At 58.3% G+C, this 18538-nt stretch carries 15 protein-coding genes and 1 riboswitch; of the genes, 4 read left to right on the top strand and 11 right to left on the bottom strand.

Annotated elements, in window-relative coordinates; all coding sequences use genetic code 11:
• Window positions 1-37: 37 nt before the first annotated feature.
• From LIO64_RS00725 to LIO64_RS00705, 5 genes are all read right to left on the bottom strand, one after another.
• Window positions 38-595 (bottom strand): hypothetical protein, encoded by a 558-nt coding sequence (locus tag LIO64_RS00725; protein WP_290547537.1) that lies wholly within the window; start codon window positions 593-595, stop codon window positions 38-40.
• Window positions 596-936: 341 nt separating this feature from the next.
• Window positions 937-2550 (bottom strand): aspartate:alanine exchanger family transporter, encoded by a 1614-nt coding sequence (locus LIO64_RS00720; protein ID WP_290547536.1) that lies wholly within the window; start codon window positions 2548-2550, stop codon window positions 937-939.
• An 11-nt stretch (window positions 2551-2561) separates the two neighbouring features.
• A complete protein-coding gene (locus LIO64_RS00715; protein ID WP_290547535.1) occupies window positions 2562-3278 on the bottom strand; it encodes an anaerobic ribonucleoside-triphosphate reductase activating protein in 717 nt (238 codons plus the stop codon).
• A gap of 26 nt (window positions 3279-3304) precedes the next feature.
• Window positions 3305-3499: an anaerobic ribonucleoside-triphosphate reductase gene (gene nrdD / locus LIO64_RS00710; RefSeq protein ID WP_012419909.1), complete on the bottom strand. Its 195-nt coding sequence runs from the start codon at window positions 3497-3499 to the stop codon at window positions 3305-3307.
• Window positions 3500-3549: 50 nt separating this feature from the next.
• Complete coding sequence (locus LIO64_RS00705) at window positions 3550-5646, bottom strand: ribonucleoside triphosphate reductase (protein WP_290547534.1); 2097 nt, start codon at window positions 5644-5646, stop codon at window positions 3550-3552.
• A gap of 151 nt (window positions 5647-5797) precedes the next feature.
• Window positions 5798-5981: riboswitch (cobalamin riboswitch) on the bottom strand.
• Between the two features lie 227 nt (window positions 5982-6208).
• Here LIO64_RS00705 and LIO64_RS00700 point away from each other — a divergent pair.
• Window positions 6209-8443: a glycoside hydrolase family 88 protein gene (locus LIO64_RS00700; protein WP_290547533.1), complete on the top strand. Its 2235-nt coding sequence runs from the start codon at window positions 6209-6211 to the stop codon at window positions 8441-8443.
• 71 nt (window positions 8444-8514) lie between these two features.
• On the opposite strand, the gene LIO64_RS00695 is transcribed toward LIO64_RS00700, so the two are convergent.
• A complete protein-coding gene (locus LIO64_RS00695) occupies window positions 8515-10239 on the bottom strand; it encodes a phosphoethanolamine transferase (RefSeq protein WP_290547532.1) in 1725 nt (574 codons plus the stop codon).
• A 300-nt stretch (window positions 10240-10539) separates the two neighbouring features.
• Between LIO64_RS00695 and LIO64_RS00690 the strand changes: the two genes are divergently transcribed.
• Window positions 10540-10959 (top strand): hypothetical protein, encoded by a 420-nt coding sequence (locus tag LIO64_RS00690; RefSeq protein ID WP_290547531.1) that lies wholly within the window; start codon window positions 10540-10542, stop codon window positions 10957-10959.
• A 160-nt stretch (window positions 10960-11119) separates the two neighbouring features.
• On the opposite strand, the gene LIO64_RS00685 is transcribed toward LIO64_RS00690, so the two are convergent.
• Window positions 11120-11668, bottom strand: a complete 549-nt coding sequence (locus LIO64_RS00685) for a ferritin family protein (RefSeq protein WP_290547530.1) — start codon at window positions 11666-11668, stop codon at window positions 11120-11122.
• Window positions 11669-11873: 205 nt separating this feature from the next.
• On the opposite strand from LIO64_RS00685, the gene LIO64_RS00680 reads away from it, so the two are divergent.
• Window positions 11874-12386: a hypothetical protein gene (locus LIO64_RS00680; RefSeq protein ID WP_290547529.1), complete on the top strand. Its 513-nt coding sequence runs from the start codon at window positions 11874-11876 to the stop codon at window positions 12384-12386.
• Between the two features lie 239 nt (window positions 12387-12625).
• On the opposite strand, the gene LIO64_RS00675 is transcribed toward LIO64_RS00680, so the two are convergent.
• Window positions 12626-13774: a M42 family metallopeptidase gene (locus tag LIO64_RS00675; protein WP_290547528.1), complete on the bottom strand. Its 1149-nt coding sequence runs from the start codon at window positions 13772-13774 to the stop codon at window positions 12626-12628.
• A gap of 78 nt (window positions 13775-13852) precedes the next feature.
• Complete coding sequence (locus LIO64_RS00670) at window positions 13853-15475, bottom strand: beta-N-acetylhexosaminidase (RefSeq protein ID WP_290547527.1); 1623 nt, start codon at window positions 15473-15475, stop codon at window positions 13853-13855.
• A gap of 155 nt (window positions 15476-15630) precedes the next feature.
• On the opposite strand from LIO64_RS00670, the gene LIO64_RS00665 reads away from it, so the two are divergent.
• Window positions 15631-16830, top strand: coding sequence for an MFS transporter (locus tag LIO64_RS00665; protein WP_290547526.1), 1200 nt, complete (start codon window positions 15631-15633; stop codon window positions 16828-16830).
• 28 nt (window positions 16831-16858) lie between these two features.
• Here the strand turns inward: LIO64_RS00665 and LIO64_RS00660 are convergent, their stop codons facing one another.
• Window positions 16859-18019, bottom strand: a complete 1161-nt coding sequence (locus LIO64_RS00660) for an alkaline phosphatase (protein ID WP_290547525.1) — start codon at window positions 18017-18019, stop codon at window positions 16859-16861.
• 90 nt (window positions 18020-18109) lie between these two features.
• Entirely contained in the window at window positions 18110-18523 is a 414-nt protein-coding gene (gene mscL / locus LIO64_RS00655) for a large conductance mechanosensitive channel protein MscL (protein WP_290547524.1), read from the bottom strand.
• Window positions 18524-18538 lie beyond the last annotated feature (15 nt).

Raw genomic sequence — 18538 nt, 5'->3', positions numbered from 1 at the left:
AGGGATGGGCGCGTGTTTCTCTCTAATGGTTTGATCATTATCTGAGCACTTTCTTGGGAATCTTCGTAAACAGTATAAAGGAAGAACCGTCATGAAAAATAACGGCTTCCATATCGTACCAGAAATCGTCCGATCCTGTTATGGAATACCTTCCACGCCAATAAGCGTTAACATCCTTTTTCCTGATTTCAGGGTAGCCGTGATGATTTAGTACGGGATTAACCTTGTTAAGGAATTTCTTATTCAATGAATCTTTGACGGAAAATAACGTTATCTGGTCTGAATCAAAACTTCCCGGGAATGGCAGGGATTCAGAGGAATGAGTGAACACATTCCTGATGATGTCGTCATCGGGATAAATATGCATCAAAGTTCTCGGATTGGAATAATCGTTCATCTCTTTTTGAGACAGATCCCAGACGACATGGATGTGGGAGGCCTGCGGAAAATTCTTGAAGTCCTCTTTTTCACTCAATAATTCTCCCTTGTCTTCCCATGCATGCTTTTCCGGTTCCGGGCTGCAACTGGTTAAAACAAGGCTGAACAGAATTGAAATGGCAGGGATAATGGATAAAGCATGGGGCGTTTTTTTCATAAGCCAATCGTTTCAATCTATTTTGTTCCATAGTTTCCCGGTCCGGGTCTGGGTGGTCTTCCGTCTTGGTTTCTTCAAGGCTTGACGGCGGGAGAGCCTGTGCATCAACCTGCTTTACTCATTTAATATCTGATGGCCCCAAAAAACAACATCATTTTTTGTTCCTGGAGAGGGGATGGAAATTTTTGCCGCTCTCCTAAAACAATTTCATGGATAAAAAGATGGAATCAAAGCAATGGATAAATTCCACCTGGTGGGAAGAACAGGGGGCTGAGAACGGTTTTCCCCAGGAGAATGCGTATCTTCTCTTCTGAAGTTTGTGGCGCGTCCGGCCCTGCTGGCTAGATGCCCACCTGGCCGCCGATGGTCTGGATGATGACCTTGGCAATGATGGTCATCAGGATGAGGGCTACGGGGTAGGCGGTGGCGTAGCTGACCACGGGGGCCTGGGAGTCCGTCTTGCTGGCGATGGCGCCCAGGGCCGGGGTAGAGGTCATGCCGCCGCAGATGCCGCCCAGGCATTCCAGGATGTTCATCTTGAAGACCTTCATGCCGATGAGGTACCCGGCGAACATGCCGGAGCAGGTGACGATGATGCCCATGATGAAAACGGCCGCGCCGTGGGTGGCCACCGTATCCACCAGATCAGCGCCGCCCTTGATGCCGGCGTCAGCCAGGAAGAAGACCAGCCCCAGGTCCTGAAGAAGCAGGCGGGTGGGGCGGGGGATGTACCCCACGATAGGCCCCAGCCTTCCGAAGTGGCCGAGCAGCAGGGCCACGATCAGCGGACCGCCGGCAATGCCCAGGGAAATGCCCATGCCGTTGCCGAAGCTGAAGTTGACCAGCCCCAGGACAATGCCCAGGGAAAGGCCGAAGCCCAGGGAGAGCAGGTCCGTCTGGTTCATGTCCTGGCTGCGGTGGCCGATTTTATCTCCGTATTTGGTAAGGTTTTCCGGGGAACCTACGACGGTCAGCACGTCGTTGCGTTCCAGCGTGGTGTCCCCCGTGGGGACGAAGGTGAAGCCCAGGCGGGAGATGCGGGAGATGATAACGCCGTCCGTGCGCAGGGTTTTCAGGTCGCGCAGCTTGCGGCCGGCATAGTTCTTGTCCGTCAGGATCAGCTTGCGGCGTTCCTTCTGGGAGTCCATGGGGTAGGGATTCTCGCATGTTTCTCCCAGGAAGGCGATGTCATGCGGCATGGTGTCGCTGTTGCCGACGATGAGGACTTCCGTTCCTTCCCGGAACGTGTCTTCCGGCGTCAGGGGCATCAGCCTGTCATTGCGCACCACGCGGGTCACCATGCAGTGCAGGCCGTCCAGCAGCTTGCAGTCCGCAATGTTCTGGCCGATCAGGTTGGGCTGGGTGACGCGGACGAGGCGTGAAATAATGCTGGCCTCCTGCTTGGAGTGCATGACCTTGGCCTCCTTGTTCAGGTCAATGTGCAGCAGGCGCGGCAGAAGCTGGACGAACAGGACCACGCCCACCACGCCGAACGGGTAGGCGATGCCGTAGCCAATGCTGACGCCGCTGCCGGAGGTTCCGGGCAGGCTTTCCGTAGCCGCCGCCAGGGCCGGGGTACTGGTGCAGGCCCCGGCAAAGATGCCGGAGGAAATCCCGGCGGGAACCTTGAACCAGATGCCGCACAGGCAGGTGAAGAGGGCGGAAACGCCTACGATGACGGCGGCCATGACCGCCAGCTTGCTGCCCTGCTTGGCGATGGCGGAAAAGAAGCGGTTGCCCGCGCTCAGGCCCACGCAATAGACGAAAAGCGCCAGGCCCAGCTGGCCTACGCCGTTGGGGATGGCCAGGCTGTAGTGGCCGGCGGCAAGAGCTACGAAGAGAACGCCGGAAAGACCGAGGTTCAGGCCGTATATTTTAATGCTGCCAAGGGCGATGCCGAAGAAGATGATTCCAAAGAGAACCAGGGTGTTGTGATTGAGCAGGATGTCGAACATGGTCGGCTGGGTCAGTCTTTGCCCGGAGCGAACTCAAAGTTGCGGAAGCGGACGGGGATGGAGGACTGCTCCAGCCTGGTCCGGTCAAACAACCGGCTCGGCGCGGGGAGAGAGTTGAGTGTTTGTTGGGTCAGGTAAAAATTTTGCACGAAGTAGTTGCCCCCATACCCTCGCTTTGTCAAGTCGCGTATGATGTTGTTGACGTGATCTTCCGTCAATAAATCGGGATGGACGGTGGTTCTGACTTCAAAGGGGACATGGGAGGCGATCAGGTAGTCCAGCGTTTCGGAAAAGGAGGGGAACAGGTCGGGCCTTCCTGTAACGGTGCCGTATTGTTCGGCAGGCGCCTTGTAGTCCAGGGCGATGTAGTCGCAAAGACCCTCTTCCACCAGTGTTTTCACCACGCCGGGCCTTGTGCCGTTGGTATCTATTTTAATTGCGAAGCCGAGCTGCCGGATCTCGCGGCAGATGGGGATGAGGTCGGGACACAGCGTACACTCGCCGCCGGACAGGACTACTCCATCCAGAAATCCCACCCGATCTCTGAGAAAATCAAGGTAATCCGTCCGGTCTCCGGCAGGAGAACCCGTTCCTCTGACCAGGGAGACGTTGTAACAGTACTGACAAAACAAGTTACAGCCCCTCAGCCAGAAGATGCAGGCCACCTTGTTTGGAAAATCCAGCAAGGTGAGCGGCGTGATATCCGCTATGCCCCGACCCGTTCCCATTGACTTCGCATATGTTATTGGGAAAATTACCGCGGCTGTTCCGTTTGGGCGGAGCAGGAGCACGGCCGGCCCGGTTCCACAAAGTGGACGCGGTCATGGAATTCGCCCTGCTTGCCGGCGTTGAAGGTTTCCACAGGGCGGTGATAGCCCATGACGCGCGTGTAAACGGTGCAGCGGGTCCGGTCCTGTGCGTATTTGCTTAATATTTCCTGTTTGGTCATCGTCGTTTTAATGATTGGGGGTTTGAAATGGTGCGGTCGGTGGAAAAGAGTTATTCGTGCCTGTGGATGTGGAGCAGTTCCTCATCACAGAAGGGGCAGTATTGATGTTCCCCGCGCAGGTAGCCGTGCTTTTCACAAACGGAGAAAAGAGGCGTAACCGTCAGGTAGGGCATGCGGAAGCGGGTCAGCACCTTGCGGACGATGTCCCGGCAGGCTTCCGGAGAGCTGATGGCTTCATTCATGTACATGTGGAAGACGGTGCCCCCGGTGTAGCAGCACTGCAATTCATCCTGGAGCTGGAGCGCCCGGAACAGGTCGCTCGTGTGGTCCACGGGGAGCTGGGAGCTGTTCGTGTAATAACGCTGCCCCACGGGCCCGGCCTGGAGGATGTCCGGATAGCGTTTCTGGTCCTCGCGGGCAAAGCGGTGCGTGGTGCCTTCCGCCGGCGTGGCTTCCAGGTTGTACAGGTTGCCCGTTTCCTCCTGGTATTCCTGCATGCGCAGGCGGATGAATTCCAGGATTTCTTCCGCAAACGCCCTGCCTTCCTCGGAGGTGATGTCCATCGTGTCGTTGGAGAAGTTGCGGAGCAGCTCGTTCATGCCGTTGACCCCGATGGTGGAAAAGTGGTTGCGGAAGGTGGGCAGGTAGCGCTTGGTGTAGGGGTACAGGCCGCGGTCGTACATTTCCTGGACGAAGGCCCGTTTCTTTTCCAGGCAGGATTTGGCCAGGTCCAGCAGTTCCCCCAGCCGGGCGAACAGGGCTTCCCGGTTCTGCTTGAACAGGTAGCCCAGCCGGGCCAGGTTGATGGTGACCACGCCGATGGAGCCGGTCATTTCCGCGGAGCCGAACAGGCCGCCGCCGCGTTTGAGCAGTTCCCGCAGGTCCAGCTGGAGGCGGCAGCACATGGAGCGTACGGCGTCCGGCTTGTAGGCCCGCTCATCCGGCACGCGCTCCCCGTTTTCATTGACGGTGTACTGGCTGCCGATGAAGTTCTGGAAGTAGGATGAACCGATCTTGGCGGCGTTTTCAAACAGGAGGGGCACGTTTTCCCCCTCCCAGTCAAAGTCTTCCGTGATGTTGACGGTGGGGATGGGGAAGGTGAAGGGCTGTCCCGTGCTGTCCCCTTCCGTGAGCACTTCGTAAAAGGCCTTGTTAATCAGGTTCATTTCCTTCTGGAAGTGCTTGTAGGTCAGTTCCGTCAGCTTGTTCACGCCGCGTTCCCGGGCCAGGGCGAGCAATGCGGGGTCTTCCATTCCCTCAAAAAGGTGTTCCCCTCCGCTGAAGGGGGGCTGGTCCCGCAGGTCGCGTGGCACCGTCCAGTCAATGGTGACGTTGGTGAAGGGGGACTGGCCCCAGCGGGAGGGCACGTTCAGGTTGTAAACAAAGCTGCGGATGTCCTTCTTGATGCGCGTAAAGTCCGCCTGGTCCTTGAAGGCGTAAGGCGCCAGGAAGGTGTCAAAGGAGCTGAACGCCTGCGCTCCGGCCCATTCGCTCTGCAGAATGCCCAGGAAGTTGGCCATCTGGCCCAGGGCTTCCCGGAAGTGGCGGGGGGGCCTGCTGTTCACGCGGCTGCGCACGCCGTTGAATCCTTCATTGAGCAGGTTGCGCAAGCTCCAGCCGGCACAGTACCCGGTCAGGCAGTCCAGGTCATGGATGTGGTAGTCCCCCTCGCGGTGGGCGGCGCCTTCACGGGCGGAATAGACCTGGTCCAGCCAGTAGTTGGCAATCACCTTGCCCGCCGTGTTGTTGATCAGGCCGGCATTGGAATACGTGGTGTTGGAATTGGCGGCGATGCGCCAGTCGCTCTGGCCGATGTATTCCTCCACCGTCTGCTTGCAGTCCACATACGTGTTTCCGGAATAGAGGCCCCCCAGCTGCTCGCGCTGCATTTTGTGCAGGAAGCGGTAGGTGATGAAGGTCTTGGCCGTGTCAAAGTATCCGCAGCGGAACAGGGCGCGTTCAATCATGTCCTGGATCTCTTCCACATGCGCGCTGTCCTGATGGCTCAGCTTGGCTTCCACTTCTTCATAAATGGAGCGGTTGTAGGAGGTACCGGAGCTATGGAAGGCGTTCTTGATGGCTTCTTCAATTTTATAGCCCTGGTATTGTTCCTTTTTTCCGGAACGTTTAATGATGCTTGTTGCCATGGTGGATGTCTCGCTTGGAAGGGATGATGACCGTTCATCCGCGAGCCTGGGCAAAAGCCTGGAAAATCATAGGCAAGGGCCGCCGCATGCGTGCATTCTTCACAAGGGGCACGATGAGGACCTGTGCGTATGTTCATCCTGTCCGCGGGATGGGATACGGGGGCATCAGGTCGTCTTCTGGCTTCCGGTGCGACATGTGATGGGGACTTCCCGACTGCTGAGCAGTCAGTGTCCGGTCCATCGTCTACCGGTTACAGCGGCGCGTCCGCGACGGATTTTCACCGTCTTCCGTTACCTGCGCTGGAACGCAATGAAACATGGAAAGAGAGCTCTCGCAAGGAAAATGTGCAAATGATGTGTGAAATATTTATTAATATACTATATATAGTATATATTCCGTGGAGGATGGTTGGGAATGCGGCTTCCTTTTCTGTCATGGCACCATATGTGCCCATGTTTCCGCTTTTTCCAATGCCCGCGGAAAACAGAAACGGCTTGGGAAGGCGGGGGAGGAAATGCTCAGCAAGGAAATTTCCGGGCTGATTGTTCCGTATAGCATCTTATGTTCTCTTTCACTTCTCTATGTCGTCCATGGGCCAAAGGCGTCCTGGTCCCTGCGCTGTCCCTGCTGTTTGTGCCGCAGCCTGGTTCGGGAGCTTCTGCGGATTGGAAGGAGAAAACCATCCGGGACAATTTGAGCCTGGTTGCCCGGTGGCAGGTGGAACATCCCAAAAAACGCTCCCCGCTGCATTGGACCTATGGGGCGTTCTATTCCGGAATGGCGCAGTACGGCCTGGCCATTCCGGAGGGCATCGCGCTGTCGGTCCTGAGGAAGGCGGGGGAGGAGCTGGAATGGAAAACCTTGAAGCGCCATTATCATGCGGATGACCATGCCATAGGGCACGCCTGGCTGGAAATGGCCATGGAAGACGGGCGTCCCGCCGCGGCGGAAAAGATCCGCGCCGTGCTGGATCAAGTGATGACGCAGCCCTCTTCCGCCTCCCTGCAATTCCAGACCCCCGGATGCCAGGACCGCTGGAGCTGGTCTGACGCCCTGTTCATGTCCCCTCCCGTATTCGTGAAACTGGCGGCCTATACCGGAGACCGCCGGTATCTGGAGTTCATGGACAGGGAATACAAGGCTGCGTGCGATTATCTTTTTGACAGGAAGGAGGGGCTGTTCTTCCGGGATTCCCGTTATTTCACCATTCCGGCGGCCAATGGGAAAAAGATGTTCTGGAGCCGGGGCAACGGCTGGGTGATGGCGGGGCTCCCCCTCCTATTGCAGGATATGCCGCATGACTGGCCTTCCCGCCCCTATTACACGGCACTGCTCAAGCGCCTGGCGGCGTCTTTGAAAAAGCTCCAGTCGCCCGACGGGTCATGGCATGCCAGCCTGATGGACCCTGAACATCCTCCCTTGAAGGAAATGAGCGGAACTCTGTTTATCATGTACGGCATGATGTGGGGCGTGAACCAGGGGTATCTGGATGCGGAGGAATATCTTCCCGTCATCCGCAGGGCATGGAAGGCCGCCTGCGAGGCCGTGACTCCGGAAGGAGCCCTGGGATGGGTGCAGCCTATTGCCGACAAGCCGGGACATTATTCCGGGGAGGATACGGAGGTGTACGGCGCCGGAGCCTATCTGATGGCAGGCTGCGAATTGCGCAAGTGGGTCATTGGGCGGGACCATCCGCAGAAAAGAACCGTGACCGTCACGAACCCCCTCTTCATGTTCCGCCCGAATGAAACGGTGGCCGTTCCCTGGCCGCGGGGGGCTTCCGGGAATGACTCCCGTTTGCGCGTGTTTGATGTACGCCATGGGCGCGTGGTTCCTCACCAGCTGGCGGACACGGATGGAGACGGCCGGACGGATACCCTGCTGTTCCAGGGTAGTTTCCGTCCCGGAACGGTCCGTGATTTCTGGATTCTGGAAAATTCCTCCCTGAAGGCGGCTCCCTCTGCGGAAGTCTGTTTCAGCCGTCCGGTGCCGGAGCGTCTGGATGATTTCGCCTGGGAAAACGATCTTACGGCGCACCGGATTTACGGTCCGGCCGTTGCCAGGTCCGCTCCTGCGGGGGAAGGCCTGGTTTCCAGCGGAACGGACGTCTGGAGCAAGCGCGCCTGGCAACCCGTCATCAATGAATTTTACAAGAGGGGTGATTACCACCGTGACCATGGCAAGGGGCTGGACATGTACAATGTGGGGCGTGGCCGGGGCTGCGGCGGCATCGCCGTGTTCAGGGACAGGAAGCCGTATGTGTCAGGGAACTGGGTCAGCGCCCGGACGCTGTATAACGGTCCGGTGCAGACTGCTTTTGAGGTGGTTTATGCTCCGTGGGGCGTTGGAGACGGCATGCATGTTGCGGAGACGCGGAAGGTGACTCTGGATGCGGGCAGCCGTTTCTCCAGGGTCCGCAGCACGCTGGCCGTCCAGGGGGCGGACATGGTGAAGGCCGGAGTGGGATTGGATACGGGAAAAGGAAGGAATAAGTATGAAACCGTCATGGCAGACCGGGAAAACGGCGGGATCATCACCGCCTGGAGCACCCCTCGGAAGAACGACGGCTGCTTTGGAACCGCGGTGATCGCACCCTGGCTTCCGGAAGGCCGGGCGGAGGATGCGGAGGGCTGCACCTACTGGACCAGGGAAGTGGAGAGCGGCAAGCCTTTTGACTGGTACCTGGGAGCGGTTTGGGACAAGGCTTCCCCGGTTAAATCCGCCGCCGGATGGGAGGCGGAAGTGCGCCGCGTCCGCGAGTGCATCAGGCATCCCCTCCAGATCCGGGTGCGGTAGGATTCCCGGACTCCTTGCAAGTTTGCCGTCTCTCGCAGAAGGGTGGGATGTGCAGGGAGCCTCCGCCTTTTTTACGGGAGCGGCTGCGGCTGTGCGGGGGCGGCCATCCATTCGGCCAGTATTTCCGGCTGGATGGGGGCCGGAGTTTCCCGGACGTCCGGAGACGCCAGGTTCAACCCGTTTCTGACGACTTCCGAACGGATGGAGGCCATGGCAAGGAGGGTATGGAAAATATGGTCGTGGGAGACGGCTTTCAGGCGGTTGGCCTTCAAGGCGCGCACCATGTCCGGGTAGCGTGAGGCGAAGGCGTCCGAATACCAGACGAACATGGCGGGGCGGTAAACGGGCGGCAGCACGTGCCCCTGGAACATTTTCCCTTCTTCTCCCAGGGCCACGCCGTGGTCGGAGCAGTAAAAATAGATGGCCGGCCTGTCTTTCAGCTGCGCAATCATGCGGTGGATGGAGGCGTCCAGATCCACGATGGAGTTGTCATACGCATTGACGGTTTCTTCCAGCCGGGCCTTGGGGTCGTCCATATTGCAGGATGCCGGGGTAAAATGTCCGGCTTGCGCGGGATAGCTGAAAGCCATGTGGCTCCCGTTGTTGTAAATGACGTAAACCTGCTTGCCGCGGCCATGCCGTTTCAGGGCTTCCTCCATCACCAGGGAGGTGCGTTCCTGCATCATTCCGGGCGTCTGGTGCAGGGGAGGCGTTTGTTTCTGCTCCCGGCAGTTCCGGGTCAGGATGCCCATGGAATAGTCATGGATGGAATCCCCGTTCAGGTCCATGATCCGGATGGTACGGAAACCGTGCTTGTTGAACAGGTCGATGAAGGAGGAATGGCGGGGGCTCCGGCTGGACAGTTCCGCATCCGTGAACATGCCGATGGCGGAAATTCTGGTCACAATGCCGAAGGAGGTGGCATGCGGGAAGGAAACGACGTTGGATTCCTTCGAAAGCAGAGGCATCGTATTCCGGTGATAACCGTTGAGGGAAAGATGGTCGGCGCGAACGCTCTCGCCCATGTGGAAAACTACGGCAAGGTCATCCGGTGCGTCGCACCAGGAGAGGGGCTCCGCGCAGGAAGGCAGGCTCCGGAGTTCGTTGAAGCTTCCCGCGTCCTGGGTGATGTAGTCGTCCGTGAGCTTGTACGTCATCATGAAATCCACGAAGGGCCAGCCTTTGGCCTTGTCGGAAGTGTAGTAAAGGTAAAGGGGCTCCGAGCTGTAGGAGGTGGCCGGAATGCTGAGCAGCAGAAAGGCTCCGTACAGGCCCCAGATGCATGCCAGCGCGCTCCACGTGGCCTTTTGGCGCAGGGAACGGCGGCTCCAGTAAATAGCCAGGTAAATGAATGCCGCCAGCAGCAGGGCCCCCATGACGGAAGAGGCGGTGCAAAAGGCGCAGGCTTCCCGGAAATTCGTCTCCGCAATGCTGGAAAGGACGGAAAGGTTCAGAGTCAGGCCGTACCGCATCTGCATCATGTACAGGCCCGCATTGAACAGGATGACGGCCGGAAGGATGACGTACGCAGTGAAGCGGTATTTCAGGCAGAGGAGAATGGTGCCGCAGAGCAGGGAGGCGGAGCAGACAATGCCCATGCAGCTCATCAGCACGCTCTGTCCGTCATTGAGTACATACGGATTGACCACCAGCGCCGCCACGAGGCTGGCCGCCCACAGGCACCGCATGCGGCGCGGAATGAACGCGGCGCGGAGAGCCTGGCAGATGGCGGACAGAAAACCGTGTCTGTCCGGGTACCGTTCTACGGAACCGGTGGATGCATGGGGAGGGGTCATCGCAAAGAAGGAGAGAATTTCTTCCTGCTTGAAGGGGAAGCCATTGTAAGGGTTTCACAGTGATGCTCAAGCAGAATGTGACGGAACGCCTCTTCATGAAGGGGAAACCGTATCTGAAATGCCCGTGCTGATAGGGAGAGGAGGAGGGGAGATGAGAAGGAAATCCGGATATGGATGACCCGCAGGCGGATGACCATGGTGAACGGGGTCGTCTTCTCCCGCCATGGGGCTTTGACGGAAAAGGAAAGGGGATTCCCGTTGCGATTGACAAGTACTGTTCCCGGAGAGTATAGAGAAATTATGGAGAATCAATCCGTTGTGTTGCAATGTCTCCGGGCTGTGAAGGCGGCGGCCTGCATTTGCGTGGTGGCGGCTGTGACATTGCCGTGGTTTGCTGCGGCTTCCGACCTTGGGTTTGTTCCCGGAATGGTGCTGGGCATAGCCGGTGTTCTGCTGGCGGTGGCTTCCCTTGCCTGCTCCGTAGTCGCCTTATGCAGAAAATCCGTCGGATTCGGCGTCACCATGATTTTAGTCGGGGCGCTCGCCTGCGGCGTAGTTGAAGCAGAATGCATGTATTTGATGTATAACAAGAAGAGAGTTAACCTGATTGAACGTTCAGGACGGCCCCGGATGCACGTGGGAGAGGAAACCAGAACAACGCGGCCGGGAGGGAGTCCGGAAAAATCCGAAGGCCTGGAAAAAGATCGGGATACCCTTTAAAGCGCTGTTTCCAGGATGGTACGGAAGCGGAGGGCAGGTAAAACTTCTTCCATGGGGCCTTTCTGCGGGTGACGGCAGCTTTTGAAACGTAAAAAAACCGCCCGGAATGTTCCGGGCGGCTTGATGTGCCATGGACTGGCCTCCGGTGCTCAGGCGGAGTTTATCCAATGACGAGGAATTTTTCAGCCTTGGTCCCGCAGAGGGGGCAGGCGTCCACGCCTTCCAGGGATTTGAAGGTATCCCCGCAAACCAGGCAGATCCAGTACTGCTTGGGCAGCGCGCTGGTGTCTCCGCTTTCCAGCGCCTGGAGGGCGGCGGAATAAAAATCGGCATGTTCCTTTTCCGCTTCCGTGGCCCACGTGAAGGAACGGACGGCGGCCTTCTGGCCTTCTTCTTCCGCCACGGCGATGAATTCCGGATACATGCTTTCAAATTCATGGGTTTCTCCGGCAATGGCGGCTTTCAGGTTTTCCGCGGTGGTTCCCACGTGAATCTGGATGTCAATGGGGTCCATGGTGGCTCCCAGTTTTTCCAGCACCTTGTTATGGTTGGCGGCGTGTACGGATTCAGCCTTGGAAGCGGCTTCAAACAATTTCTGAATGAGGGGCTGCCCTTCCTGGGCGGCTTTGGCGGCATAGGCCGCGTAAGTGGCGGAGGCGGTGCTTTCGCCCGTAATGGCGGCTTTCAAGTTTTCTATGGTTTTAGTCATCGGGAGATAATTTATAATAATTCTAAAAAGATGCAACTGAAAAAATCCTTCCAGGGAAGAAAAAAGGCAAATTCCTCTTTCTGCGGCATCACGGGGATTCGTTACACAATGAGTCATTGACGCGTGCATGGTGAACCTGTACAAGGGAAACGTTATGAAGAGCATTGTAACAATTAGTTCGGCATGTGCCCTGGCATTTGCAGGTATGGCTTCCGCTCAGGATGCCCCGGCTCCGGCACCCGCCCCCGCCGCTGAAACCCCTGCCGCGCCCGCTGCGCCGGCCACTGAAGTTTCCAAGGAAGCGAAGGAAGCCGCTGACCAGATGCTGGCTTTGATGAAGGAAATGTCCGCCACGCTCAGCACGGTGAAGGACAAGGCCACCGCAGACGCGGCCGCTGAAAAGATGGCCAAGATCAATGAAAAGGGTGAAGCCCTTTCCAAGAGCGCCCAGAAGGTCCAGGCTGAAATGGATGCCGCCATGCAGGCGCGCCAGGCTGAACTCCTGCCCATTTTCATGGGCATGATGACCGATATGCAGCGTTTGCAGCAGGCCGACTTCTTTGGAAGCCAGGCTCTGAAGGACGCCATGAAACAGACCGGAGCTTCCGGCCCGGAAGAAGGCGTTGAAGTGGAGGAAGAAGAAGTGGAAGTGGACGCCGCCCCGGCTCCCGCTCCTGCTCCGGCCCCGAAGGAAGCTCCCGCTCCCGCCGCCAAGTAACTTTCTTTTTCAGAATTGATTCTCCTCCGGCATTCTCTGGATGCCGGAGGATTTTTTATGCCCGGATTGTCCTGAAAAAAACTCCGGGGAGCGTCGCAGGTTACTGCGGCCTTTCCTGCCGGGACACGGCAACGGTGTACCCGGCGTATTGCGGAACGCTTGAAGCATTCAACAACAGGCAGGCCGCCTCCGTTTCCGGTGCGGCCTGCGAGATGGTGGTGAAGAAATATTGAGGCTTTTTATTTGGCCTTTTTCTTCTTGGCGGCGGCTTTGGCCGGCTTGGCTGCCGCTTTGGATGCCTTGGCGGGTTTTTCCACAGGGCATTCATTGACGGAGTTCCAGGACCAGTCCCATTTGTCCACGTTCATGGCGCAGGCGGTCAGGAGCGCTACGGAGGCGTCCAGGTCATCCTTGTTCGCCATTTCAATCACCTGGTGCACATTGCGGGTGGGAACGGAGATGGCGCCTGCAATAGAGCCGCCCGGAACGAATTTCTGCATGGCGCCGGCATCCGTGCCGCCCGCCGGCAGCATTTCCGTCTGCCATTTGATCTTGTGGGCGTCCGCCATGGCCTTCATGAATTTCACCATGCGGCGGTCCGCAATGACGGAACCGTCATACAGCTTGATGGCGGCTCCTCCGCCCAGCTGGGAAACCTGGTCATGGGCCGGCGTGCCGGGAATGTCACAGGCGATGGTGACGTCCAGGGCGATGGAGAAATCCGGCTGGATGTCCAGCGTGCCGGCCTGGGCGCCTCTCAGCCCCACTTCCTCCTGGACGGTGAATGCGGCCACGAAGTTGCAGGAGGGCTTCTTTTTGGAAGCCTTGATGGCACGGAGGGCTTCAACCAGTACGTAGCATCCGGCGCGGTTGTCCAGGGACTTGACGTTCACGCAGTTTCCCATTTCCACCAGGTCCCGTTCGCGGGTGACGGAGTCGCCCACGGAAACGTATTTTTCCACTTCCTCCTTGCTCATGCCCAGGTCGATGAAGAAATCGGTCACTTCCGGCAGCTTGGTGCGTTCCGCAGGGGACATCACGTGAATGGGCTTGACGCCCATGACGCCAATAAGGTCTTTTTTGCCGTGAACGATGACGCGCTGGGCCGTCAGCGTCTTGGCGTCAAAGCCGCCCAGGGGCAGGAATTTGATAAACCCCTTGTCGTCGATATGACGGACCATGAAGCCGATTTCATCCATGTGGGCGGCGGCCATCATGGTTTTTTCCGTATCCTTGCCTTCCACAATGGCAATCACGCTGCCCATGTTGTCCACGCGCACGGCGTCCACCAGCGGGGCCACTTCCTGAATGATGAAATCACGGATTTTGTCTTCAAACCCCGGAGCGCCCGGAGTCACGCAAATCTGACGAAGCAGTTCCAAATTCATAATGCCGCCAATGTAATGGTTTTCGCGAAGGTTGGCTAGCCCATAATGCGGCCTCCGGAAGGACGCTCCTGCCAGTATTTACCGGCGCTTCCGGGTGATGACGGCTTCCGGTTGCGCGGGAGCCCCGTTGTCCGGGCGCTTGTAATTGACGCGCCGGGCGTCCAGATAGGGGAGCTGGCGGGTAAGGCGCTTTTGGAAATCCTTCTCATTTTTCAGTTCCCGCGGTGTCCAGGCGACTTCCGCCAATGCCAGGGCACGGGGGAAAACGTGGTACTCCCATTTAGGCAGGTTCGGGATGTATTCGGTCCAGATATTCGCCTGGCAGCCCAGCACCTGTTTTTCCCGTTCCCTGGGCGTGCCGTGCGGGATGGGTTCCAGCGCGTAGACGCGCTGCCAGGTCAGGTTGTCATTGTTGATGGTTTCATATTCCGGCGTGGAAGGTTTGCCGGGGCCCTGGTCATAATCAAAGTACAGGTGGCTGTTGGGCGTCATCACCACGTCATTGCCCTGTTCCAGCGCATGCCGGGCGCTGTCCGGCATCCAGCTCCGCCAGACCATCATGGTGGCGGTGGGGGAGAGGCCCCCTTCCTGGATTTCATCCCAGCCGATAAGCCTCTTGCCGTGGCTGTTGATTATTTTTTCCACGCGCCGGATGAAATAGCTCTGGAGTTCGTGCTCATTGGCAAGGCCGTTGTCCTTCATGACCTGCTGCGCCGCGGGGGACTGCTTCCACTGGTCCTTGGGCGCTTCATCCCCTCCGATGTGGATATAGGGACTGTCCGGGAACAGGCGGCACACTTCGTCAATCACGTCTTCCAGAAAGCGGAAGGTTTTTTCCGTGGGAGCGAACGTATAGGGGTGCACGCCCCAGGTTTCCTGTACTTTGGGCGCAAAGCCCGGGATGTCCGTGTTGCCCAGTTCCGGATAGGAGGCGATGGCGGCGGAAGCATGGCCCGGCAGTTCCACTTCCGGAATGATGGTAATGCCCCGGTCCCCGGCATATTGGACCACCTCCCGTATTTCGTCCGCAGTGTAATGGCCGGAATAGGGAGTGCCGTCCGCCTCGTTGCGGTTGCCGATGACGGGGGATTGCGCCCGGGTGGCGCCGATGGTGGTGAGCCTGGGGTACTTGGGAACGGGGAGCCTCCAGCCCTGGTCATCCGTCAGATGCCAGTGCAGGGTGTTGAATTTGTACCTTTCCATCAGGTCCAGGATCTTCTTGATGTCCCGCACGGGCATCATGTGACGGCAGCTGTCCATCATCAGGCCGCGCCATGCGAAGCGGGGCTGATCTTCCACGTTCAGCCGGGGAAGGGCGGGTACGCCGTTCTGGTCGCTGGCGATGCTCTGCACAAGGCTTTGAAGGGCGTACAGGCCACCGTTCAGGGAGCCGGAAGCAATGGAAATGGATCCCGGCGCTACGGCCACGCGGTAGCCTTCCCTGCCCAGGGTGGCATCTTCCGTAAAAACGACGTCCGCCCCGGTTTCAACCAGCTCCGTCTTGATTCCGTTATCGCGTAAAATCCGTTCCGCCTGTTTGGAAAGGGGATTTGCCTCCGGCAGCCTGATGCCGTCTTTCAGGGAAAACCCGGCTTCCCCGGTTTTGACGTGCATGGCGGCGGGGCGGGGAATGATATGGGGCGTTTCCAGAACCGGAGCGGATGGAGCGCCCCAGCAGAAAGAGGATAAGCTGAAAGCCATGGCAGAAAGAAGATGTTTGGAAATCATAGCGTAAGTACGTGGTATTTTCCAAAAAAATTCTGTCCGGGAACCGTTTTTTCCCTTAAGGAAGGAAAAGCCTGCCCGTAAAAATAGCGGTTGCCCCGCCTGCGTTCCTGTGAGAGTATCCCCGCGCTATGACTGATGCCGCTTCCCCTCCTATCAGGAAGACCATGGTGTTCGTGCTGCTGGCTCTCTTTCTGGGCCAGTTTGGAAGTGGCGTGTATGATTTGATTTTCAGCAATTTTCTGCGTGACGCCCAGCATCTGGACGTGGAAATGCGCGGGTTGATTGAACTTCCCCGGGAACTGCCGGGCATCCTGTCCCTGTTTGTGGTCAGCCTGTTTTTCATGTTCAATGAGGTGCGCATGGCGGGGGTGGCGTGCCTGTTGATGTTCGGAGGAATGTATGCGCTGGCCCTGTGCAGCGCCGGAACCAGCCTGTGGGTGCTGTCCGCATGGATTCTGACGGTAAGCCTGGGGCAGCATATCCTGATGGGCATGATTGATACCATTGTCATTCATACGGCGCGTCCGGAAAACCGTAGTCTGCGGCTGGGCCAGATGAAGGCGCTGGGAACGGCCGCCGCTCTGCTGGGCGCGTTGTGCGTCTGGATCAAGTGGAAGTTCAACCAGTCCTTTGCCGTGGATTTTTTCGTTACGGGAGGTGTGTGCCTGCTGGCGTTCCTATTCCTGAGCCGTGTGAAAACGCCTGTATTTCCGCAGCGGCGGGGTTGGCGGCAGTGCTTCGTCTTCAAGCGCAGGTACGCCGTTTACTACGGGCTGGAAATTCTGCACGGCATCCGCAAGCAGCTGTACCTGACCTTTGGCTTCTGGCTGATGGTCAGCACCCTGGGCCAGCCGCCGGGGTATATCGGGAAAACCCTGCTAATTGCCGGCATTATCGGGCTGGTCACGCAGCCTCTTATCGGCTGGAGCATCAAGCGGTACGGGGAAAGGAAGGTGACGATTTTCGATAGCATCGCGCTGTCCCTCCTGTGCCTGGCGTATGCCTTTGCGCCGGAGCTGCTGCCTCTGCACTGGGCCGTGGGAGTGGTGACGGCCTGTTTTGTGCTGGATAACCTGCTGTTCGCCCTGGGCATGGCGCGCAGCACTTACGTGGCCCGCATCTGCGAGAAGCCGGAGGACATCACGCCAAGCATTTATACCGGACTGGCCATTAATCATGTGGCTTCCATCACTTACGGCGTGCTGGGCGGCGTGATCTGGATGAACACGGGCGGTCCGCAGGCGGTGTTCCTGATAGGCGGCCTGGCTACCGCCGGGGCCGGGCTGGTGGCGCGGCATATGGATGGGCCGCGGAGGGCCGGGGCATAACCGGCCAGGGGCAAACGGAAGGGAAGGGTCAGGAGCCCCGGTGCGCGGGCGCAGGTTGGGAAGTCCCTTTTTCCATGGCTTCCATGATCTTGCGGAAGATGTCCGTATTTTCGTAAATTCCGGTGAATGCGCCGCTTCCCGCCCCAAAGGCGTAAACGGGCACCATGACGCCGTCATGATTGCCGGAACCGAATTGGGCGGTTATTTCTCCCTTCTCCCGGTCGCCTCCCGTAAGGGCAAACGCTCCCGTATTGTGGTCCGCCGTAATGACGACGAGGGTGCCGGGATGGCGTGAAGCCCAGTCCAGCACGGCGCCGGCAGTCCGGTCAAAATCAAGGAGTTCCTCCATCATTTCTTCCAGCTTGTTGCGGTGGGCGGCCTTGTCGATGTTGGAGCCTTCCACCATCAGGAAAAAACCGTTGGGATTCCGGGAAAGGTTCTCCAATCCCTTCAGCGTGGCCTGGCGGAGAACGTCTCCCCGTGCAGAAGGAGGGGGCAGATTCCCGGGAGCGGCGACGATGAGCGTTTTCCCGGGCGGCAGCGCGGCGGCGTCCTCCCAGCTGCGGGCTACGTGGTAGCCCTGCGCCGCCATTTCCCTGAACATGTCCCTGCCGTCCGGCCTTTGCGTAAAATACTTGCCGCCGCCTCCAAAAATGAAGTCGGCGCGGGAATGGGGATAATCCCCGATGATGCCGTAGGAATCAGACCTGTTTTTATTGTTGGCGCAGAAGGAGGCCGGGGTGGCGTCATTCAGCTCGCAGGTGACGATGACGCCGGTGGATTTGCCCATGCCCGCCGCCTTGTCCACCAGGGAATCCAGCTTGCTGCCTTGGGGACATACGGCCACCCTCTTGTAGAGAGTCTTGGTTCCCGTGGCCATGGCGGTGCCCGCGGCGGCGGAATCCGTGACCAGCTTATCCGCGCACCATGTTTTGGCAATGCCCGTCACCGGGCAGTTTTCCATGAACAGATGGCCGCGGTTGGCCGTCCATGCCGCGGAAAGGTGGTGAAGGCCCATGCCGTCCCCGATCATCAGGATCACGCTGGTGACGGGGATGTTCCGGTCCGGCTCCGGGATTTCCGTCACTTGATGGGGACGTTCCAGAACGAAGCGCTGGGAGTCCGCCGCCGGAAGCAGGGACGGAGCAAGCAGCAGGATACAGGCCAGCGGGCGCAGCAGGGAAATCATGCTGCCTACTTTCCCGCCCGTAAGGGAACAAGTAAAGAGGAAAAATGTGCCGGTTCCGTGGAGGAACCGGCGTGAACGGGGTTGTCCGGCTTATTTGGCGTCCGCCTGTTTTTGCAGGATGTCCCGGATCTGTTCCAGCAGGACAACGTTATCCGGTTTGGGCGCAGGGGCGGCCGGCGTTTCTTCGCTCTTGCGCCTCATCACGCCGATCAGCTTGATGGCTACAAAGATGGAGAAGGCAATGATGATGAAGTCAATGGTTGCCTGGAGCAGTTCTCCGTATTTCAATTCCACGTCCCCCAGCTTCAGGGTCAGGAAGGCCAGGTTCACTCCGGAGGTGAGGTAGCCGATGATGGGGGTGATGATGCTGGAAACGAAAACGGAAACGATCTTGTTGAACGCGCCGCCGATGACGACGGCCACTGCCAGGTCAATGACGTTTCCCTTCAGCGCGAAAGCCTTGAATTCCTCCAGAAAACCTTTGGGATTGAAAAAATGTGCCATAATGGATTGATGCTG

Origin of the sequence: Akkermansia sp. (genome assembly GCF_020860705.1) — a bacterium.
Classification (GTDB): domain Bacteria; phylum Verrucomicrobiota; class Verrucomicrobiia; order Verrucomicrobiales; family Akkermansiaceae; genus Akkermansia.
Note: the sequence above shows the minus strand (reverse complement) of the source record. Positions and strands in the feature narration are given on the sequence as shown.

Coding starts and splice junctions, on each gene's coding strand:
- LIO64_RS00665 (WP_290547526.1), top strand. CDS start 15,631: ATGACTGATGCCGCTTCCCCTCCTATCAGGAAGACCATGGTGTTCGTG.
- LIO64_RS00670 (WP_290547527.1), bottom strand. CDS start 15,475: ATGGCTTTCAGCTTATCCTCTTTCTGCTGGGGCGCTCCATCCGCTCCG.
- mscL (WP_290547524.1), bottom strand. CDS start 18,523: ATGGCACATTTTTTCAATCCCAAAGGTTTTCTGGAGGAATTCAAGGCT.
- LIO64_RS00705 (WP_290547534.1), bottom strand. CDS start 5,646: ATGGCAACAAGCATCATTAAACGTTCCGGAAAAAAGGAACAATACCAG.
- LIO64_RS00690 (WP_290547531.1), top strand. CDS start 10,540: ATGGAGAATCAATCCGTTGTGTTGCAATGTCTCCGGGCTGTGAAGGCG.
- LIO64_RS00695 (WP_290547532.1), bottom strand. CDS start 10,239: ATGACCCCTCCCCATGCATCCACCGGTTCCGTAGAACGGTACCCGGAC.
- LIO64_RS00720 (WP_290547536.1), bottom strand. CDS start 2,550: ATGTTCGACATCCTGCTCAATCACAACACCCTGGTTCTCTTTGGAATC.
- LIO64_RS00680 (WP_290547529.1), top strand. CDS start 11,874: ATGGCTTCCGCTCAGGATGCCCCGGCTCCGGCACCCGCCCCCGCCGCT.
- LIO64_RS00685 (WP_290547530.1), bottom strand. CDS start 11,668: ATGACTAAAACCATAGAAAACTTGAAAGCCGCCATTACGGGCGAAAGC.
- nrdD (WP_012419909.1), bottom strand. CDS start 3,499: ATGACCAAACAGGAAATATTAAGCAAATACGCACAGGACCGGACCCGC.
- LIO64_RS00725 (WP_290547537.1), bottom strand. CDS start 595: ATGAAAAAAACGCCCCATGCTTTATCCATTATCCCTGCCATTTCAATT.
- LIO64_RS00715 (WP_290547535.1), bottom strand. CDS start 3,278: ATGGGAACGGGTCGGGGCATAGCGGATATCACGCCGCTCACCTTGCTG.
- LIO64_RS00675 (WP_290547528.1), bottom strand. CDS start 13,774: ATGAATTTGGAACTGCTTCGTCAGATTTGCGTGACTCCGGGCGCTCCG.
- LIO64_RS00700 (WP_290547533.1), top strand. CDS start 6,209: ATGTTCTCTTTCACTTCTCTATGTCGTCCATGGGCCAAAGGCGTCCTG.
- LIO64_RS00660 (WP_290547525.1), bottom strand. CDS start 18,019: ATGATTTCCCTGCTGCGCCCGCTGGCCTGTATCCTGCTGCTTGCTCCG.